At 65.6% G+C, this 17,922-nt stretch carries 17 protein-coding genes; 15 read left to right on the forward strand and 2 right to left on the reverse strand.

Translation table 11 applies throughout. The features are described from left to right. Positions 1-9: 9 nt before the first annotated feature. The 4 genes from rpiB to BOSE46_RS09780 are packed head-to-tail and all read left to right on the forward strand — an operon-like array spanning position 10 to position 2,855. The gene (rpiB, locus tag BOSE46_RS09765) at positions 10-495 is read left to right on the forward strand and encodes a ribose 5-phosphate isomerase B (protein WP_159540054.1); all 486 of its coding nucleotides are present in this window, start codon (positions 10-12) and stop codon (positions 493-495) included. Between the two features lie 2 nt (positions 496-497). After that, positions 498-1,499: a dihydroxyacetone kinase subunit DhaK gene (locus tag BOSE46_RS09770; protein ID WP_159540055.1), complete on the forward strand. Its 1,002-nt coding sequence runs from the start codon at positions 498-500 to the stop codon at positions 1,497-1,499. Beyond that, a complete protein-coding gene (gene dhaL, locus BOSE46_RS09775; protein WP_159540056.1) occupies positions 1,496-2,155 on the forward strand; it encodes a dihydroxyacetone kinase subunit DhaL in 660 nt (219 codons plus the stop codon). The genes BOSE46_RS09770 and dhaL overlap by 4 nt, the downstream gene beginning before the upstream one ends. Positions 2,156-2,177: 22 nt before the next feature. Next, positions 2,178-2,855 (forward strand): orotidine 5'-phosphate decarboxylase / HUMPS family protein, encoded by a 678-nt coding sequence (locus BOSE46_RS09780; protein ID WP_371415507.1) that lies wholly within the window; start codon positions 2,178-2,180, stop codon positions 2,853-2,855. Between the two features lie 4 nt (positions 2,856-2,859). Here the strand turns inward: BOSE46_RS09780 and BOSE46_RS09785 are convergent, their stop codons facing one another. Next, complete coding sequence (locus BOSE46_RS09785; protein WP_159540058.1) at positions 2,860-3,465, reverse strand: TetR/AcrR family transcriptional regulator; 606 nt, start codon at positions 3,463-3,465, stop codon at positions 2,860-2,862. Positions 3,466-3,728: 263 nt separating this feature from the next. Between BOSE46_RS09785 and BOSE46_RS09790 the strand changes: the two genes are divergently transcribed. Genes BOSE46_RS09790 through BOSE46_RS09805 form a run of 4 tightly spaced genes read left to right on the forward strand, consistent with a single transcriptional unit; the run spans position 3,729 to position 7,373 of the window. After that, positions 3,729-4,676: an ABC transporter permease gene (locus tag BOSE46_RS09790; RefSeq protein WP_159540059.1), complete on the forward strand. Its 948-nt coding sequence runs from the start codon at positions 3,729-3,731 to the stop codon at positions 4,674-4,676. Further along, entirely contained in the window at positions 4,673-5,539 is an 867-nt protein-coding gene (locus BOSE46_RS09795) for an ABC transporter permease (RefSeq protein WP_159540060.1), read from the forward strand. Before BOSE46_RS09790 ends, BOSE46_RS09795 begins: the two co-directional genes overlap by 4 nt. Next, complete coding sequence (locus tag BOSE46_RS09800) at positions 5,536-6,549, forward strand: ABC transporter ATP-binding protein (protein ID WP_159540061.1); 1,014 nt, start codon at positions 5,536-5,538, stop codon at positions 6,547-6,549. The genes BOSE46_RS09795 and BOSE46_RS09800 overlap by 4 nt, the downstream gene beginning before the upstream one ends. 26 nt (positions 6,550-6,575) lie before the next feature. Continuing rightward, positions 6,576-7,373 (forward strand): ATP-binding cassette domain-containing protein, encoded by a 798-nt coding sequence (locus BOSE46_RS09805; protein WP_159540062.1) that lies wholly within the window; start codon positions 6,576-6,578, stop codon positions 7,371-7,373. Positions 7,374-7,532: 159 nt separating this feature from the next. Here the strand turns inward: BOSE46_RS09805 and BOSE46_RS09810 are convergent, their stop codons facing one another. After that, positions 7,533-9,146 carry an ABC transporter substrate-binding protein gene (locus tag BOSE46_RS09810; RefSeq protein WP_236551702.1) on the reverse strand — a complete coding sequence of 538 codons (1,614 nt, stop codon included), beginning with the start codon at positions 9,144-9,146 and terminating at the stop codon, positions 7,533-7,535. Positions 9,147-9,534: 388 nt separating this feature from the next. On the opposite strand from BOSE46_RS09810, the gene cofC reads away from it, so the two are divergent. From cofC to BOSE46_RS09845, 7 genes are all read left to right on the forward strand, one after another. Continuing rightward, a complete protein-coding gene (gene cofC, locus BOSE46_RS09815) occupies positions 9,535-10,158 on the forward strand; it encodes a 2-phospho-L-lactate guanylyltransferase (RefSeq protein WP_159540064.1) in 624 nt (207 codons plus the stop codon). A gap of 73 nt (positions 10,159-10,231) precedes the next feature. Continuing rightward, complete coding sequence (locus BOSE46_RS09820; protein WP_159540065.1) at positions 10,232-12,028, forward strand: NAD(P)/FAD-dependent oxidoreductase; 1,797 nt, start codon at positions 10,232-10,234, stop codon at positions 12,026-12,028. Then, positions 12,021-13,232: a CaiB/BaiF CoA-transferase family protein gene (locus BOSE46_RS09825; RefSeq protein ID WP_159542640.1), complete on the forward strand. Its 1,212-nt coding sequence runs from the start codon at positions 12,021-12,023 to the stop codon at positions 13,230-13,232. Before BOSE46_RS09820 ends, BOSE46_RS09825 begins: the two co-directional genes overlap by 8 nt. Further along, positions 13,229-14,431 (forward strand): acyl-CoA dehydrogenase family protein, encoded by a 1,203-nt coding sequence (locus BOSE46_RS09830; protein ID WP_159540066.1) that lies wholly within the window; start codon positions 13,229-13,231, stop codon positions 14,429-14,431. The genes BOSE46_RS09825 and BOSE46_RS09830 overlap by 4 nt, the downstream gene beginning before the upstream one ends. Continuing rightward, complete coding sequence (locus BOSE46_RS09835) at positions 14,428-15,879, forward strand: aldehyde dehydrogenase family protein (protein WP_159540067.1); 1,452 nt, start codon at positions 14,428-14,430, stop codon at positions 15,877-15,879. The genes BOSE46_RS09830 and BOSE46_RS09835 overlap by 4 nt, the downstream gene beginning before the upstream one ends. Then, a complete protein-coding gene (gene pdxS / locus BOSE46_RS09840; protein WP_159540068.1) occupies positions 15,876-16,769 on the forward strand; it encodes a pyridoxal 5'-phosphate synthase lyase subunit PdxS in 894 nt (297 codons plus the stop codon). The genes BOSE46_RS09835 and pdxS overlap by 4 nt, the downstream gene beginning before the upstream one ends. Positions 16,770-16,772: 3 nt before the next feature. Next, positions 16,773-17,879 carry an alcohol dehydrogenase catalytic domain-containing protein gene (locus BOSE46_RS09845; protein ID WP_159540069.1) on the forward strand — a complete coding sequence of 369 codons (1,107 nt, stop codon included), beginning with the start codon at positions 16,773-16,775 and terminating at the stop codon, positions 17,877-17,879. The last annotated feature ends 43 nt before the right edge of the window (positions 17,880-17,922 follow it).

The following is a 17,922-nucleotide window of genomic DNA, read 5'->3' on the forward strand; positions in this document are numbered from 1 at the left end:
GGATCCCGGATGACGACGAGCAATCACGAATCGGGCGCTGTGCTTCCCAGGCTTGCGTTGGGGTCGGACCATCTCGGGCTGGACCTGAAGCAGGAGCTGGGCGCGCACCTGGCCGACCGCGGCTACGTCCTCGAGGACCTCGGGTGCTTCCCGGGGGACGAGGTCGACTACCCCGACGTCGCCGAGGTGGTGGCGCGGGCCGTGGCCGACGGCACGTACGACCGCGGCCTGCTGGTCTGCGGGACCGGCATCGGCATGGCGATCGCCGCCAACAAGATCCCTGGCATCCGTGCGGCGTCGGTCAGCGACATCTACTCCGCCGAGCGTGCGTCGAAGTCGAACAACGCCCAGATCCTGTGCTTGGGGTCGTTGGTGGTGGGACCTGCCCTGGCCAAGGCTCTCGTCGAGAAGTGGGTCGAGTCGGAGTTCGCCGGCGGAGGATCGACGCGCAAGGTCGACAAGCTCAACGCGCTCGACTCCGGGGCGGGGAGGTAGCGATGCAACGGGTCATCAACGAGCGCGACCACGTGGTGGAGGACATGCTGGCGGGCTTCTGCTCCGCGCATCGTGACCGTGTCGCCGCGGGAGACAACCCTCGAGTCATCGTGTCCACCAAGGGCACCCAAGGCCGCGTCGGCATCGTCTCCGGCGGCGGCTCCGGGCACGAGCCCGCTTTCGTCGGCTACGTCGGCGACGGCATGCTCGATGCGGTCGCGGTCGGTGAGGTCTTCACGTCCCCGTCGTCGAGGATGTTCCTCGATGCCATCCGCGCTGCCGACTCGGGCCACGGCGTCGCGTGTCTCTACGGCAACTACGCCGGCGACAACCTCAACGTCCGCATGGCGATCCGGCAGGCCGAGAAGGAGGGGATCCGGGTCGGCGTCGTCGTGGCCAACGACGACGTCCTGTCGGCTCCCCTTGCCGATCGTCACCTTCGACGGGGTGTGGCGGGCGAGATCCTCATGTGGAAGGTCGCGGCGGCCTGCGCGCGCGACGGGGGCTCGCTCGACGACGTCCTGGCTGCGGCCCAGCGAGCGATCGACGCGACACGCAGCGTCGGCGTCGGGCTGTCCAGCTGTGTCATCCCCGCGGTCGGCAAGCCGAACTTTACGGTCGAGCCGGGGCAGATGGAGGTCGGCATCGGCCACCACGGCGAGCCCGGGCAGGAGGTCGTGGCTCTCGAGCCCTCCGAGCGCATCGCGTCACGCATGACGTCGGCCGTGCTCGGCGAGCTCGACCGTGCCGACGGCACTGCCCTCGTCGTGCTCGTGTCGGGTCTCGGGGCGACCCCCGTCATGGAGACCTACATCGCCTACGCCGACATCAGTCGGCAGATCGAGGCCACCGGGTTCACGGTCCACCGTGCGCTCGTCGGCAACTACTTCACCTCGCTGGAGATGATGGGCGTGAGCCTGACCGTGATGCAGATCGACGACTCGCTGGCTCGATGGGTCGACGCACCCGCGGACTGCGTCTCCTTCCAAGGGCTCGGCGCATGAGCCGGGAGGTCGTCCCGAGCCTGATCGGGCCCGAAGTGGTGAATCAGCTGGCGCACGACATCGCTGAAGCAGCGCCCTACCTCAGCGAGCTCGACGGCGCGACCGGCGACGGCGACCACGGCATCAACATGACCAAAGGTTTCTCGCTCGCGGCATCGAGAGTCGACGCGAGCTCGAACCTCAGCGCGTGCCTCGACGTCTTGTCGGGGACCCTGATCGACGACGTCGGCGGCGCGATGGGTCCGCTCTACGGAGTCTTCTTCGAGGCGCTCGCCGCGGAGGCTTCCGGGCACGAGTGGATCGACGCGGCGACGTTCGCCGCGATGCTGGAGTCCGCCGTCCGCGCCGTTCTGGAGATTGGAGGCGCGACGCTCGGAGACAAGACCTTGGCGGACGTGCTAATCCCGAGCCTGGACGACGTGTCCACGCGGCTGGCGGCCGGCGACCCGTTCGACGAGATTCTCGTGTCGATGTCGGCAACTGCGGAGCAGAGCCGCGACGCGACGAAGGACCTCGTCGCCCGACTGGGACGCGCGAGCCGCGTCGCGGAGCGTTCGCGCGGCCACATCGACGCCGGAGCGGCCTCGTGCGCCGTGATCCTGCAAAGCCTCGCCGTCACGTTGCGTAGGCGCCTCACCGTCCAGCCCCAGATCTAGACCCCACCTCAAGGAGAACGTCATGGCCATCCACTCCGACGTCGAACGCCCCGTAGTGCAACTCTGTATCGACGTGACCTCGGTCGACACCGCGATCGAGGTCGGCCGCATGGGCCTGCGTGCGGGCGTGGACTGGCTCGAGCTGGGGACACCACTCGTCGCGTTCGCCGGGATCAACTCCTTCGGTGAGTTCGCCGAAGCCTTCCCCGACACCGTGACGTTCCTGGACGGCAAGGTTATGGACGCATCGGGCCGCTACATGGAGTCGGCGGCAGAGCTCGGCATCGACCTCGTGTGCCTGTGTGCGAGCGCGACCGACGCGACGTTTCGCGTCGCGATCGCAGCGGGTCGCACCTCGGGCGTCAAGGTCGTCGCCGACCTCTACGGCATCGACACCCCGGTCGCACGGGCCACGGAGCTTGCCGCGCTCGGCGTCGACTACATCTACCTCCACTATGGCTACGACCAGCAGAACGAGACGCCGGAAGGCAACCGGACGATCGACCAGATCCGCGAGATCAAGGACGCCGTCGACGTGCCGGTTGGGGTCGTCACGTTCGATCCCGAGACGGGTGTGAGAGCCGTCGAGGCAGGTGCCGACATCCTTCTGGTGAGCCACCCCTATCTTGTCGGCGACGGCGCCGAGGCGGGACTGGCCGACTACGTCCAGCAGGTCAAGGCCGCCGGGTCTCGACGCTAGGTCGTCAGGCCGCGGGGTCCGAGCTCGGCAGCGATTCCATCAGGGCGAGCAGCCCGGCCCGAAGGCCTTGGAATTCGGCCCGCTCTGGCGATGCCAGACGGTAGAGGCCGAAGCCGTCCGCAAGGGCCGCCAGGATGGGTGCGGCCCATCCGAGGTCCTTGCGCCTCGAGGCGGTGACCAAGGTGTTGCCGGGCCGGTGCGTGGTGGCCAAGGCCTTCTCGACCTCGACGCGCAGAGCGGGCTTCTGGTCGGCGAACATGTAGCCCTCGAACTGCAACTTGTCGTACTTGGGAGCGGCCGCGACGATGTGCTTGATGTAGGCGTCGACGGCGTCCTCGCGGCTCATGTCCTCGGTCTCTATGCGTTCGGCCAGTGCTGCGAGACCCGAAAGCATATCCTCCATGATGGTGCGGAACGCCTCGACGATCAGGTCGTCGATCGAGGGGAAGAAGTAGCTCGGTGCCGAGGGTGTCACGCCCGCGCGCTTGGCCACGGCCCGGTGCGTGACGCCGGCGATGCCGGACTCGTAGATGAGGTCGACAGTCGCGTTCAGGATCTCCGCACGCCGTGCCTCTCCGGGGGCGTAGCGCACAGTGGGTCTCGATGGCATGGCCGACATCCTAGTCCTGAAATGGCAAACTTGGACACGCCGCCTCTATTCACGAGAACGGTGAGTGGATCGCCGGCAACTGCTTGACAAATATCGGATGACTGCCCTAGATTCATGACACTTGCTGGCCGGACGACATCAATCGTGCGGCGTCCGCCCAGACGAGCCCACGCATCCGAACTGCATGTTGGAGAGGGACTGATGATGTCGAGAATCCCTTGTCTAGGGCCATGGCTGCGGGGCCACGAGCGGAGGTCGGCCCTGTGATCGCCTACGTCGTCCGCCGCCTCGCGCTCAGCGTGGTCGTCGTGTGGGGACTCGCGACCGTGACCTTCTTCATGCTCCACCTCTTGGTGCCCGGCGACCCGGTCAGACGAGCGCTCGGGCCTCGAGCGTCCGAGGAGACGATCAGCAACCTGCGTCACCAGCTCGGCTTCGACCGCCCGGTCCTGGAGCAGTACGGCAGTTTCCTTGGAGGTCTGCTTCATGGTGACCTCGGGACGTCGCTCTCGCTCAGTGCGCCGGTGTCGCAGATCCTGGGGGACCGCATCCTGCCGAGCGCGCTGCTCATCGCTTACGGCTTGGTAGTGGCGTTTGCGATCGGACTCCCTCTGGGCATCCTGTCGGCGATCCGGCCCAATGGGACGGCGGATCACGGTGTCCGGATCGGAACGACCTTCGTCTTCGGCATGCCGGTGTTCTGGCTGGGGCTGATCCTGGCGCTCGTCTTCGGGCTCAAGCTGGGCTGGTTCCCGGTGTCGGGCTATCGCAGCGGTGTGGGCGGCACCTTCAAGACTCTCACGCTGCCTGCCTTGACGCTCGGACTATCACTCGTCGTCATCGTCACGCGCACGCTGAGGTCCAACCTGATCAACGTCCTCAAGTCCGAGTACATCGAGGCCGCGAGATCACGCGGGCTGTCCGAGCGCCGCATCATCGGCAAGCTCGCGATGCGGAACGCGATCATGCCGACGTTCACGATCCTTGGCGCCCTGATCGGCTACCTGATCGGCGGGACCGTCGTGATCGAGCAGGTCTATCAAATCCCGGGCGCCGGCTCGCTGCTCGTCCGCTCGATCCTCCAGAGGGACTTCCAGACGGTGCTTGCCGTCACCCTCATCTCCGGCGCAGCCGTTGTCACGGTGAGCTTCCTGACCGACGTCCTGCAAGCCGTGCTCGATCCACGAGTCCGTCTGGAAGGCAAATCATGACGTCTGAGATGCACGTCCTCGCCGGTCCACAGGCGTCCGTCCGTCGGCGACGACGCCACTGGCCGGTCTCGGCCGTCGTGGGGCTGGGCATCATCGGCACGATCGTGCTGCTGGCGGTGCTGGCGCCAATCATCGCGCCCTACGATCCCAACAAGCTCGACTTCGCGTCCCCCACGCTCGCGCCCTCGTGGCACCACCTGATGGGCACCGATCAGAATGGGCGCGACCTCTTTAGTCGCACCCTCTACGGCTTGCGGCTCGACCTTGCGGTCGTTGCGGTTGTCACCTTCGTCCCTCTGCCCATCGGGGTGGTGATCGGATCGGTCGCCGGCTACTTCGGCGGCAAGCTCGACGCCGTCATCTCCCGTCTGGTCGACATCGTCATCTCCTTTCCCTTCATGGTGCTGGTGATCTCGATCATCGCGATGGTCGGCCCGGGCCTCAAGGGCATCCTGATCGGCGTGCCGATCGTGTCGTGGTCGCTCTACACGAGGCTCGCTCGCGCCGACATGCTGGTCATTCGGGAGCTGCCTTACATGGAGGCGTGCGTCGCGCTCGGATACTCGCGATCGCGCACCATCTTCCGGCACGCCATCCCCAACCTCGTGAGGAACAGCCTCGTGTTCTCGACCGTCGACGTCATGGGCAACCTGCTGCTGCTGGCCGGGGTGTCCTACCTCGGTCTCGGGGCACAACCGCCGACCCCCGAGCTCGGCTCGATCATCGCCGAAGGCCAGGCCTACATGCTGACCGCCTGGTGGGTGGTGACCCTGCCCGCGCTGGTGCTGGTGGTGTTCGGCGTGGGCATTGGCATCCTCGGCGACAGCCTCTCCGACGGTCGACTCTCGGGGGTCGTCGAATGAGTCTCCTCACGATCTCCGGTCTCGGAGTCGAGTTCGGGCCCCGGGCGGCCCCGCTCAGCGCGGTGCGCGATGTCAGCCTGACGGTCGATCCTGGAGAGGTCATCGGCCTGGTGGGCGAGTCCGGATCGGGCAAGAGTCTCACGAGTCGCGCCATCATGCGGATGGTCCCCTCGCCCGGACGCATCAGCGCGGGCGAGATCTACTTCGACGGTCGTGACGTGATGGCGATGTCGAGCAAGGAGCTGAGGTCGTTCCGTGCACACGACGTCGGCATGATCTTCCAAGACCCCTTCAGCTCGCTCAACCCGGTCTTCAAGGTCGGGGCCCAGATCACCGAGACCTTGCGTGCCAACCTGGGCCTCGGTCGGGCCGAGGCCAGGTCGACAGCCATCGATATGCTCGAGCGAGTCGGGATCCCGCGGCCTGAGCAGCACTTCAGCTCCTATCCGCACGAGCTCAGCGGCGGCATGCGGCAGCGGGTCATGATCGCCCTGGCGACGGCGTCCCGTCCGCGGTTCCTGCTCGCTGACGAGCCCACGACGGCACTCGACGTGACGACGCAGAAGCAGATCCTGACGTTGCTGGCGACGATGCGTCGCGACTTCGACATGGCAATGCTCCTCGTGTCGCACGACTTCGGCGTGATCGCCCAGATGTGCGACCGGGTTGCCGTGATGTACGGGGGCCAGATCGTTGAGAGCGGACCCGTGGAAGCCATCTACAGGACGCCTCAGCACCCCTACACGAGGGCGTTGCTCGCTTCGGTGCCCGAGCTCGACGCTGTCGACCAGCGGTCGCGTCCAACGCCTCTCGAGGGGTATCCGCCCGAGATCGGACCGGTGCGCGACGAGTGTGTCTTCGTCGAGCGCTGTCCCTCCGCGAGGCCCGACTGCCGCAGCGGTCGAATGTCCCTCGAGCAAGTGGGGACCCGACACCACTCCGCGTGCCCGTTCGAGGGACGGCCCGCGGAGGGTGCTCAGTCACCTGTTGCCAAGGAGCGTGTCGTATGACTTCACCGCACGACGTAGTGCTATCCGTGGATTCCATCACCAAGGACTTCCGCCTGAGGCGCGGCGCGGAGGGTCGCGGCGGCACCACGTCCCACCGCGCGGTCGACGGCGTCTCGTTCAACCTGCAGCGCGGCGAGATTCTCGGGCTGGCCGGCGGGTCCGGCAGCGGCAAGACGACCCTCGCGAGATGCATCATCCGCCTCGTCGAGCCCGACTCAGGAAGTGTCCTTCTCGATGGCTCCGACGTGCTGAGCCTGAAAGGCAAGGAGCTGCGGAGGATGCGGCGCCGCATCCAAATGGTGTTCCAAGACCCCTACTCGTCGCTCAATCCGCGGCTCTCGATCGGGTCAGCCATCCTCGAGGTTGGTCGTGTTCACTCCCGTCCCGGCGCCGACGACGGCGACCAGTTTGTGCGCGAGATGCTCGACCGGGTGCAGCTCTCACCGGCGCTCGCGCTCCGCATGCCCCGTGAGCTGTCCGGCGGGCAGCGCCAGCGCGTCGCCATCGCCCGCGCGCTCGCCGCCGGCCCCGACGTCCTGATCGCTGACGAGGCGGTCAGCGCGTTGGACGTCTCGGTCCAAGCTCAGCTGCTCAATCTGTTCAGCAACCTAAGGGACGAGCTCGGGCTCTCGATCATCTTCGTCGCCCATCAGCTCGCCGTCCTGGCCTCGATCGCTGACCGAGTCGCGGTCATGAGCGCAGGGGAGCTCGTCGAGCTCGGGACGACCAAGGACGTGTTTCAGTCGCCTCAGCACGACTACACCAAGGCTCTGCTCGATGCCCACCCGCGGGCTGATCCGACCCAGCGCATCGACCCCCGCTGACCTGGCGGGTGCTTACTAGGGCCCGGCACTTGGTGCCGGGCCCTAGTGGCTGTCGCGACGAGTGTTTGCCTACCCGTTGCTCGCCATGCGCGGGGGAAGCTGATGAGAAAGAACCCGCCCGCGACGTATTTAACGTCGCGGGCGGGTTCTTGTCTCCTGCTACTTGCTGACTAGCCATGCCTCCTGGAGTTGGTCGACGCCGAGGGCGTTGACTCCCGTTCCGCACACAGTCGTGTCGTGTGCGACGAAGAACGGCAGGTTCAAGATGTTGATCGACGGGAGCTCGTCGTTGAACAGCTTTTGGATGACCGGCCACTGCTCGGCACGAGCCGCATCGTCGGGCGTCGAGATGAACTCCTTCACCTTGGCCGCGACGTCTGCGTTCTTCCAGCTGGTGTGGAATGCGTTGTTCGTCTCAGGGAGTCCGTAGAAGACGGCGTACTCGTCCGGCACGGCGATGTCGCTGCTGACGCCGGGGAAGGCGAACGTCACGTCGTACTTCTCGTCGCGCCAGTCCTCAACCATCGTCGCAGGGTCGATCTTCTTGAGGCTGACCTTGATGCCAATCTGAGCCAGCTGCTGCTGAACTGCGAGCGAGACCTGGTTGAAGAACTCTGTTCCGGCCGGAAAGGCGAGTTCGGTCGAGAAGCCATCCGGAAAACCCGACTCGGACATCAACTTCTTGGCCTTCGCGACATCCTTAGTGAAGGCGGGCACCTCGCTGGTTGGGGCGTCGTAGCGCAGTTTGGCGAACACGCTGTTCGGCACGGTGGCCAGACCGCCGAAGATCTGCTTGTTGATCGACTCTCGATCGAGGACAGCGTTGATAGCCTGACGCACCTTCTTGTCGGCGAACTCGTCCTTCTTCTCGTTGAGGAACAGCGCGATCCATTGGGGGCCGGGCTCACCCTTCAGGCCTAGCTTGGGATTTTTGTTGACCTTGTCGATCTGGGCTGGCTCGATGCCATCAGCCATCTGCGCGTCACCGCTTTGGAGCGCGAGGAGTCGGCTGTTGGAGTCGGTGGCGAAGTTAAAGGTCACGTCGTCAATGTAGGGCTTGCCATCCTCCCAGTAGTGCTCGTTCCGGGTCAGTTCCAGGCGCGAACCGCCGGCGAAGTTCTTGACCGCGTAGGGCCCGGAGCCGACGGGCTTCTTCCAGAAGTTGTCGCCCTGCTCCTCGACGAGTTTCTTCGGAACGATGAATGCCGGGAAGACCGCGATGTTGTCGAGGAACGAAGGGACGGTCTGCGTCAAGCTGATCTGGACCGAGTCGTCGGCGAGGATCTTGGACGAGTCGTAGCCGACCGCGAGGTTGCCCAGGACCTGGTTGATGTCCGGATTGCCGAAACGGTCGAGACTGAACTTCACGTCTTCAGCGGTGACCGGGTCGCCGTTGGAGAACTTGACATCCTTACGGAGGTGAAAGGTGTAGGTCTTGCCGTCGGGCGAGACCTTCCACGTGTCGGAGACACCGCCGACGATCTTGTCGGTTCCCTTGGGGTCGTACCGCACGAGACCTTCGTAGATGAGGCCGTCCGCGAAGATGTCGCCGTTTCCACTGCGGATCGCGATGGGGTTGAGCGTAAGGGTCTCCTGCGAACGCGCGTACGTGAGGCTGCCACCACTGACGGGCGCGGCTTTGCACGCCGTGTTGTCCTTCGAGTCGGGTGCGGCGGTCTTCTTGTCGTCTGAGGAGCCTCCTGAACAGGCGGCCACCCCCAGCAGTGCTGCTACCAACGTTGCCGTCAGCATGGCGCGGCGTCTAATCCTCATCGGTTTCCCTTCGGGGTGAGTGTCGTGTCGGCTGAACTACTTGAATACAGGGCGCCTGACGTAGCAGGGCTGACTGTTTTTGGTGCATCGACCACACCCCCGAGTACGCGACCGACGAGCTCGCACACCCGCGACGCGAGCGGCGTACTGATTGGTGTCCGCACGTGTCGAGGGTGACGTGTCGACTGAATCTAGGCCGCGTGACCTAGATTGTCAATAGGTGCGAGAAGGGCAAAAATCGCCCATTTCACCGCCATTTCGAACAGGTTTCTACGAGCCGTCGCCGTCCGCGCTGTCCGCTAGGCCATCGTCTCAATATGGGGCGGACGACCTAGTTTGGGGTAGGTTGAGGGCCGACGAAAGGGTGGGCGACGTGCTCGGATGGACTGTGGTGCTTCCCGTCAAGCCGTGGTCGTTGGCCAAGGCTCGGCTGCTCGTCCCTGACTCTGTCCGACCTCTCCTTGCCCGCGCGTTCGCGTTGGATGTCCTCGACGCTCTGCGCAGGTCGCCGGACGTCGGTCATGTCGTGATCGTCACCGCAGAGGGAGGGCTTCGCTCGGAGGCTCGACACGACACGACGGTGCTGGTCGATCGCCCACTCGTGACCGTTGACCCGCTGAACGCAGCGATCCTGATTGGTCGCGCCTGGGCGCTGACCCGGCGACAGTGTCAGCCGATCGTCGTGGTCCCGAGCGATGTGGCCTGCCTGACTCCCGAGGCTCTGGCGAACGTGTTCGCAGAGGCAGCAGGTCGACGCGGCATCGTCGTGGACGCTGCGGGCGTGGGGACCGCGATGCTCCTGGCGCCGCGCCCCGCGCAGCTCCTGCCCGCCTACGGGCCGGGTTCGGCCGAGGCCCATCGTTTGCTGGGCTATGTCGAGGTGGCACGTCATGAGCGCAGGGCGCGCCTGGACGTCGACACCCTCAGTGACCTGAGCGAGGCGCGAAGGCTCGGTCTGGGGGCACGAGCTTCCGAGACCGAACCTAGGACATTCCACCTAGATTCGGTATAGTCGCATCCGGATGCTTCTCCACCCCGGGCGTCCGTGAGACGGAGTGATCCCGTCACGATCCGAGAGGGCAGCCATGAGTCGTCAAGTCGAAGGCGTCGGCGCGGTGGAGCGATGGGTGACCGAGCTCGACTCGGCAGCAGCGACAGAGGATGTCGAGGCCATCGTCTCCCTCTTCGCAGTCGACTCCTTCTGGCGCGATCTCGTCGCATTCACCTGGAACATCACGACGGTAGAGGGGCACGCCGGGATCGCACACATGCTGCGGCACACGCTGGCCCATACCCGTCCGCATGCCTTCGAGGTCGACCACGATCGTCCGTTGCCGGCGGCCCGCGCGGGTGTCGAACAGGGTTGGATACGGTTCTCGACCAGCGCAGGCTCGGCTGTCGGCCTGGTGCGGCTCGTCGATGGGAAGGCTTGGACGTTGCTCACGGCCCTGCGTGAGCTCGACGGGCACGAGGAGTCGTTGCGTGAGCGGCGGCCATGGGGTGCCGACCATGGGGTCCACACCGAACGTAAGTCGTGGTCCGAGACCATCGCGCAGGAGCGCCTCGAGATGGGTCGTGTGCGACAGCCTGATGTTCTTGTCGTGGGTGGGAGCCAAGGGGGGCTCGCGCTCGCTGCACGACTTCGCCAGCTGGACGTCGCGACGATCGTCGTCGACAGCACGGATCGGCCGGGGGACACCTGGCGGAACCGTTACAAGTCGCTCTGCCTCCACGATCCTGTGTGGTTCGACCATCTCCCGTACCTTCCGTTCCCCGAGAACTGGCCCGTGTACACACCGAAGGACAAGCTCGCCGACTGGCTCGACCTCTATGCCAGCGCGATGGAGATCAACTTCTGGGGTGGGACGACGTGCACCGCGGCCAGCTGGGACGAGGAGTCCGGGCGGTGGGACGTCACGCTCGATCGGAGCGGCAAGACGGAGATCGTCCGACCGGCGAACCTCGTGCTCGCGACAGGCTTGAACGGTCGTCCGCGCCATCCGGTGTTCGAGGGCGCCGATGACTTCGCCGGGGAGCAACATCACTCCAGCGAGCACCCTGGTCCCGAGTCCTACCGCGACAAGAAGGTCGTTATCGTCGGGGCCAACAACTCAGCTCACGACATCGCTGCCGCGCTGTGCGAGTCCGGCGCCGACGTGACGATGATTCAGCGGTCCTCGACCCTGGTGATCAAGGCGGAAACGAGTCGAGAGCGGTCGTTCGGGACGCTCTACTCGGAGAGCGCGGTCTCGGCCGGGATCACCGCCGACACGGCAGACCTGATCCAGGCGGCCACGCCCTATCGTCTCGTGCCCGAGATGCAGATCCCCATGTGGGACGAGATCCGTGCCGCGGACCAGGAGTTCTACGACGCGCTGACGAAGGCCGGGTTCGCGCTGGACTTCGGCGAGGACGGCTCGGGCCTGACGATGAAGTTCCTGACCCGAGGAGGCGGCTACTACATCGACGTCGGCGCCTCCGGGCTCGTCGCCGACGGGTCGATCCGGCTGCGGTCCGGCCGGCAGATCTCGCGTCTCGACCGGGACGGACTCGTCCTCGACGACGGCGAGCACCTCGACGCCGACGTCATCGTGTACGCAACAGGGTTCAGCCCCGCGCAGGATTCCCTCGCGCACATCGTGTCGCCGGAGATCGCAGCACGGGTCGGAAGGATCTGGGGCCTGGGGTCCGGCCGGGAGGGGGATCCTGGACCGTGGGTAGGCGAGCTGAGGAATATGTGGAGACCCACGGCGCAGGACGGGCTGTGGGTTCATGGTGGCAATCTGCAGATGTCGCGAAGCTACTCGACCTATCTCGCGCTTCAGCTCAAGGCTCGCCTCGTCGGTCTGCCGACCCCTGTCTACGAGCCTGACCATGGTTGAGACCGCAGGCGAGCATGAGCGGCCGCTCGAGGGGATCATCGTCGCGGACTTCAGCCGAGTCCTTGCCGGCCCGCTCGCCACCATGATGCTGGCCGACCTGGGGGCGACGGTCATCAAGGTGGAGCGCCCGGGCGTCGGTGACGACACCCGGCACTGGGGTCCGCCCTGGACCTCGACGAGCTCGTCGTACTTCGAGGGTGTCAACCGGTCGAAGTCCAGCGTTGCACTCGATCTCAACGATGTCGACGACCGACGTCGGGCGAGGGAACTGGCGCGCCGTGCGGACGTGTTCATCCACAACTTCCGCTCAGGGGCTCTCGAGCGGCATGGTCTCGGATATCGCGACGTCGCGAGGTCCAATCCGGCGGTCGTCTACTGCTCGATCAGTGGGTTCGGATCTGACGGCGGTGCGGACATCCCGGGCTACGACTTCGTGGTGCAGGCGGTCGGCGGACTCATGAGCGTCACGGGTGATGTTGGCGGCGACCCGATGAAGGTGGGAGTTGCTCTGGTCGACGTCCTGACGGGAAAGGACGCTGTCATCGGCGTCCTTGCGGCACTGCGCGGTCGCGACCTCAGTGGGGTTGGCGAACATGTCGAGGTGAACCTGTTGTCGAGCCTGCTCAGTGGCATGGTCAATCAAGCAATGTCCTACCTGGCGACTGGTGTCGCTCCAGGTAGAATGGGCAATCAGCACCCCTCCATCGCGCCGTACGAGACGCTGCGCTGCTCCGACCGCCACGTGGCGGTAGCGTGCGGCAACGACGCTCAGTTCCGCAAGATGGCCGCTGCCCTTGGAGTCCCCGGGTTGGCAGACGATCCTCGATTCCGCCGCAACGAGGACCGCGTCGCTCACCGGGACGAGATGGTGCTCGCACTCGAGGCTCGCCTGATGTCGGAGACGGCGGCGACGTGGGAGTCGCGACTCACTGAGGCAGGCGTGCCGGCTGGGGTGGTGGGCGATCTCGGCTCAGCCTTTCGCCGTGCTGCAGAACTCGGTCTCGCCCCGCGGTGGGTGATGCCCGACGGGCATCCCGATCAGGTGGCGCACCCCATCTCCTACTCGCGAACTCGACTCAGGCCTCCCTATCCGCCCCCCTTGGTCGGCGAACAGACCGAGACGATCGCGCGCTGGCTGGACGAGGCGCTGGACAGGCCAGCGCCCACCCTCGAAACCGATCTACCGGAGGAAATGCCCCGATGAGCACAGCAACGACGAAGACAGCCCGACGACAGACGCTCGACCCGCTCGACTTGGTAGGAATCGACCAGCTTTTGTCCGGAGATGAGAGGGCAGTCCGCTCCACGGTGCGCGCGATGTGCGCAGAGCTCGTCGATCCGTTCGTCGCGGACTGGTACGAGCGCGGGACGATCGACGACGTTCGTGAGCTGGTGCGGTCGCTTGGGCGCGGAGGCTTGCTCGGCATGCATCTTGAGGGCTACGGATGCGCGGGAATGTCAGCGGTCGACTACGGGCTGGCATGTCTCGAGCTCGAGGCGTCTGACTCGGGTCTGCGATCCCTCGTGTCGGTCCAAGGATCGCTCGCGATGTTCGCGATCCACCAGTGGGGTTCTCCCGAGCACAAGGACGAGTGGTTGCCGAGAATGGCCGCCGGCGACGCCGTAGGGTGCTTTGGCTTGACTGAGCCCGACTCAGGGTCGGATCCCGCGTCGATGCGGACCAGAGCGCGACAAGATGGGGACGACTGGGTCATCGATGGCAGGAAGATGTGGATCACCAACGGGTCGATCGCCGATGTCGCCGTCGTCTGGGCAGGCACTGACGATGGGATCCGCGGATTCGTCGTCCCGACCACCTCGCCTGGATTCTCGGCTCCGCTGATCAAGCACAAGATGTCGCTGCGAGCCTCGGTCACCAGCGAGCTCGTCCTCGACGGAGTTCGGGTGCCTGCATCGGCGGCCTTCCCAGAGGTGCGGGGCCTGAGGGGGCCGCTCTCGTGCCTGAACGAGGCGCGCTACGGAATCTTGTGGGGATCGCTGGGTGCAGCCCGCTCGTCCTTGCATGCGGCACTTGAGTACGCGAGCACGCGCGAGCAGTTCGGCCGACCGATCTCCAGCTTCCAGCTGACTCAGCAGAAGCTGGTGGACATGTCGATCGAGCTGTCCAAGGGGGCCTTGCTGGCACTGACGATCGGTCGGGCGAAGGACGACGGTCGACTTGACCCGGTGCAGGTCAGTGTTGGCAAGCTCAACAACGTCCGCTCTGCGCTCGAGATCTGTCGTACGTCGCGAACCATCCTGGGTGCCAACGGGATCTCGCTCGAGTATCCGGTCATGCGGCACATGAACAACCTCGAGTCGGTCTTGACGTACGAGGGCACCTCCGAGATGCACACGCTGATCGTGGGTCAGGCGATGACCGGCCGGTCGGCATTCGCATGATCCGGCTCAATCTCATCGATGGTGAGTGGGTCGGCGGTGCCGGGGAGCGGCCGAACATCAATCCGTCCGACACTCGAGATGTCGTGAGCACTCACGCGCAAGCCAATGGCGACCAGGCTCGGCAAGCCGTCGGTGCGGCGAGCGCTGCCTTGAAGACCTGGCGTTGGACGACCGGCTTTCAGCGGTCCGAGATTCTCGACCGCGCCGGCGGCGAGATACTCCGACGCCAGGACGAACTAGGAGACCTTCTCGCTCGCGAGGAAGGCAAGACGCTTCGCGAAGCAGTCGGCGAAGTCGTCCGGGCGGGGCAGATCTTCAAGTTCTTTGCAGGCGAAGCCGTTCGCTCCGGAGGAGACCACGTCGACTCGATCCGGCCAGGTCTCGATGTCGACATCTCCCGGGAGCCGGTCGGTGTGGTGTCGGTCATCACTCCGTGGAACTTTCCGATCGCGATCCCAGCCTGGAAGATCGCGCCAGCACTGGCGTTCGGCAACACGGTCGTGTTCAAGCCCGCCGAGCCGGTCCCGGGATGTGCGTGGGCGCTCGCGGACATCCTCGACCGGTCCGGGTTGCCGGCCGGGGTGCTCAACCTCGTCGTCGGCTCAGGACGCGTCGTGGGCGACGAGCTGACAGGCTCGCCTCTGGTGGATGCTGTCACTTTCACGGGATCGACTGACGTCGGAGCCCACGTGCTGGCCGCGGCGCAGAGTCATCGCGCCAAGGTGCAGCTCGAGATGGGCGGCAAGAATCCCCTGGTCGTCGCGGACGATTGCGACATCGACCTGGCTGTGAGGGTCGCGCTCGAGGGCGCGTTCGGCTCGACAGGTCAACGGTGCACTGCCTCCTCACGTTTGGTCGTCGTGGAGTCCGTGCACGACGAGTTCGTCGACCGTCTTGACCGGGCGCGGCAAGGGCTGGTGGTTGGTGACGCGCGAGCCGAGGGTACGACGATCGGCCCGGTGGTCGATGCGGCTCAGCTCGATCAAGACCTGCGATACATCTCGGTCGCCCTCAACGAGGGGGCCCACGTGCTGGGCGGTGAGCGGGTCGAGACGGGGGTTCCCGGGCACTATCTACGGCCGGCGTTGCTCGTCGGTACGAAGAACGCGGACACCGTCAACCGCGAAGAGGTCTTCGGGCCGGTCGCATCGGTCATCAAGGTGACGGACTACGACGAGGCACTCGCGGTCGCCAATGACACGGAGTTCGGGCTAGCGGCCGGTATCGTGACGCGGTCGTTGAGGACCGCCACCCACTTCAAGGCGCACGTGCGGGCGGGGATGGTCATGGTCAACGTACCGACGGCAGGCGTCGACTTTCACGTCCCGTTCGGCGGGAGCCGAGCCTCGTCGTACGGACCCCGCGAGCAAGGCAGCTATGCGCGTGAGTTCTACACAACAGTCAAGACGTCCTACACGGATGCGTTCGAAGGAAGAGGAAGAGCATGAACGAGGTCACGACCGTCGGCACGTCACGCGTGAAGCGGGGTATGGCCGAGATGCTCAAGGGGGGGGTGATCATGGACGTGGTCAACGCCGAGCAGGCGCGGATTGCCGAGGATGCCGGTGCGGTGGCGGTGATGGCGCTGGAGCGGGTGCCGGCCGACATCCGTTCGCAGGGCGGTGTGGCGCGGATGTCGGATCCTGACCTGATCGACGGGATCGTGGCGGAGGTGTCCATCCCGGTGATGGCCAAGGCGCGCATCGGTCACTTCGTCGAGGCGCAGGTGCTGCAGTCGTTGGGTGTGGACTACGTCGATGAGTCCGAGGTGCTGACGCCGGCCGACTACGTGAACCACATCGACAAGTGGGGCTTCACGGTTCCGTTCGTGTGTGGTGCGACCAACCTGGGCGAGGCGCTGCGTCGCATCACCGAGGGTGCGGCGATGATCCGCTCCAAGGGCGAGGCCGGCACGGGTGATGTGTCAAACGCGACCGGTCACATGCGCAAGGTCGGTGGTGAGATCCGTCGCCTGCAGTCGCTGAGCGAGGACGAGCTGTACGTCGCGGCCAAGGAGCTGCAGGCGCCGTTCGATCTGGTCAAGGAGGTTGCAGAGGCCGGCAAGCTGCCTGTGGTGCTTTTCACCGCCGGTGGCATCGCGACCCCGGCGGACGCCGCGATGATGATGCAGTTGGGTGCTGAGGGCGTATTCGTGGGCTCGGGCATCTTCAAGTCGGGCAACCCTGCCGAGCGCGCCGCTGCCGTGGTCAAGGCGACGACGTTCTACGACGATCCCGACGTCGTCGCCAAGGTCTCGCGCGGGCTGGGCGAGGCGATGGTCGGCATCAACGTCGACGACATCCCCGAGCCCCACCGTCTCGCCGAGAGGGGCTGGTAGATCATGCGTGAGATCACTGCGGCAGTACTGGAACGGGCCGCGGCAGCGCGGCCCTACAGCACCTCGCGTCCAATTTCCGTTTGCCAGCTGGAGCTGGAGTCGCCCGGGCCGGGCGAGGTCTTGGTGAAGATCGAGGCAGCAAGCGTCTGCCATTCTGACCTCTCGACAGTCGATGGTTCGCGGATCCGTCCGCTTCCCATGGTGATCGGGCACGAGGTCGCTGGTCGAGTACTCGAGCTTGGCGACGGCATCGATGACCTGCGGGTCGAGGACAGAGTCGTCATCACCTTCATGCCACGGTGCGGATCATGCTCGGCTTGCAGCGGCACGGGGCAGGAACCTTGCGCAGCCGGTAAAGGTGCGAACGGGCGCGGCGAGCTGATGGGGGGCGGTACCCGACTGCGACGCGCCGGTGAGCCGGTGATGCACCACCTAGGCGTCTCCGGGTTTGCAACTCATGCAGTGGTCGACCGAAGCTGTCTAGTTCCGGTCCCGTCCGATGTTCCTGCAGATGTTGCAGCCGTCATTGGCTGCGCGGTCCTGACAGGCGGGGGTGCGATCCTCAACGTTGCCAGGCTCGTGCCTGGCATGCGTGTGGCGGTTGTTGGAGTGGGGGGTGTGGGCCTCGCGGCGATCATCACGGCACTAAGTCAACCCGGGATCGAGGTCGCCGCGATCGATGCCGATCGCGGCAAGCATGAGGTCGCGCTTCGTGCCGGAGCGAATGTCGCCGTCACGCCGAGCGAGGCCATCAAGACTGGTCTGAAGGGGGATGTTGTCATCGAGGCAGTCGGTACAGTCCGCGGCTTCGAGACGGCGGTGGCATCGACAGCGGCGGGTGGCGTGACAGTCGCCGTTGGTCTTCCGGAACCATCACAGGCGGCTCAGATATCGCCCTTCTCGCTCGTCGCTGATGGACGCTCGATCGTCGGCAGCTACCTCGGTTCCAGCGTTCCGGCGCGAGACATCCCGATTTTTGTCGAGATGTGGCGTGAGGGAAGGCTCAACGTTGAGGCGCTCATCACCTCACGAATCGCACTTTCTGCGATCAATGAGGCAATGGACGATCTCGCTGATGGGAAGGCGCTTCGACAGGTGATCATGTTCTAGCGGCGGGGGTGGGGAGCGGCGGCCCTTCCCCAGCCGGCGTGAG

It is taken from the genome of Aeromicrobium sp. 9AM, from assembly GCF_902506105.1.
In the GTDB taxonomy this organism is placed as follows: domain Bacteria; phylum Actinomycetota; class Actinomycetes; order Propionibacteriales; family Nocardioidaceae; genus Aeromicrobium.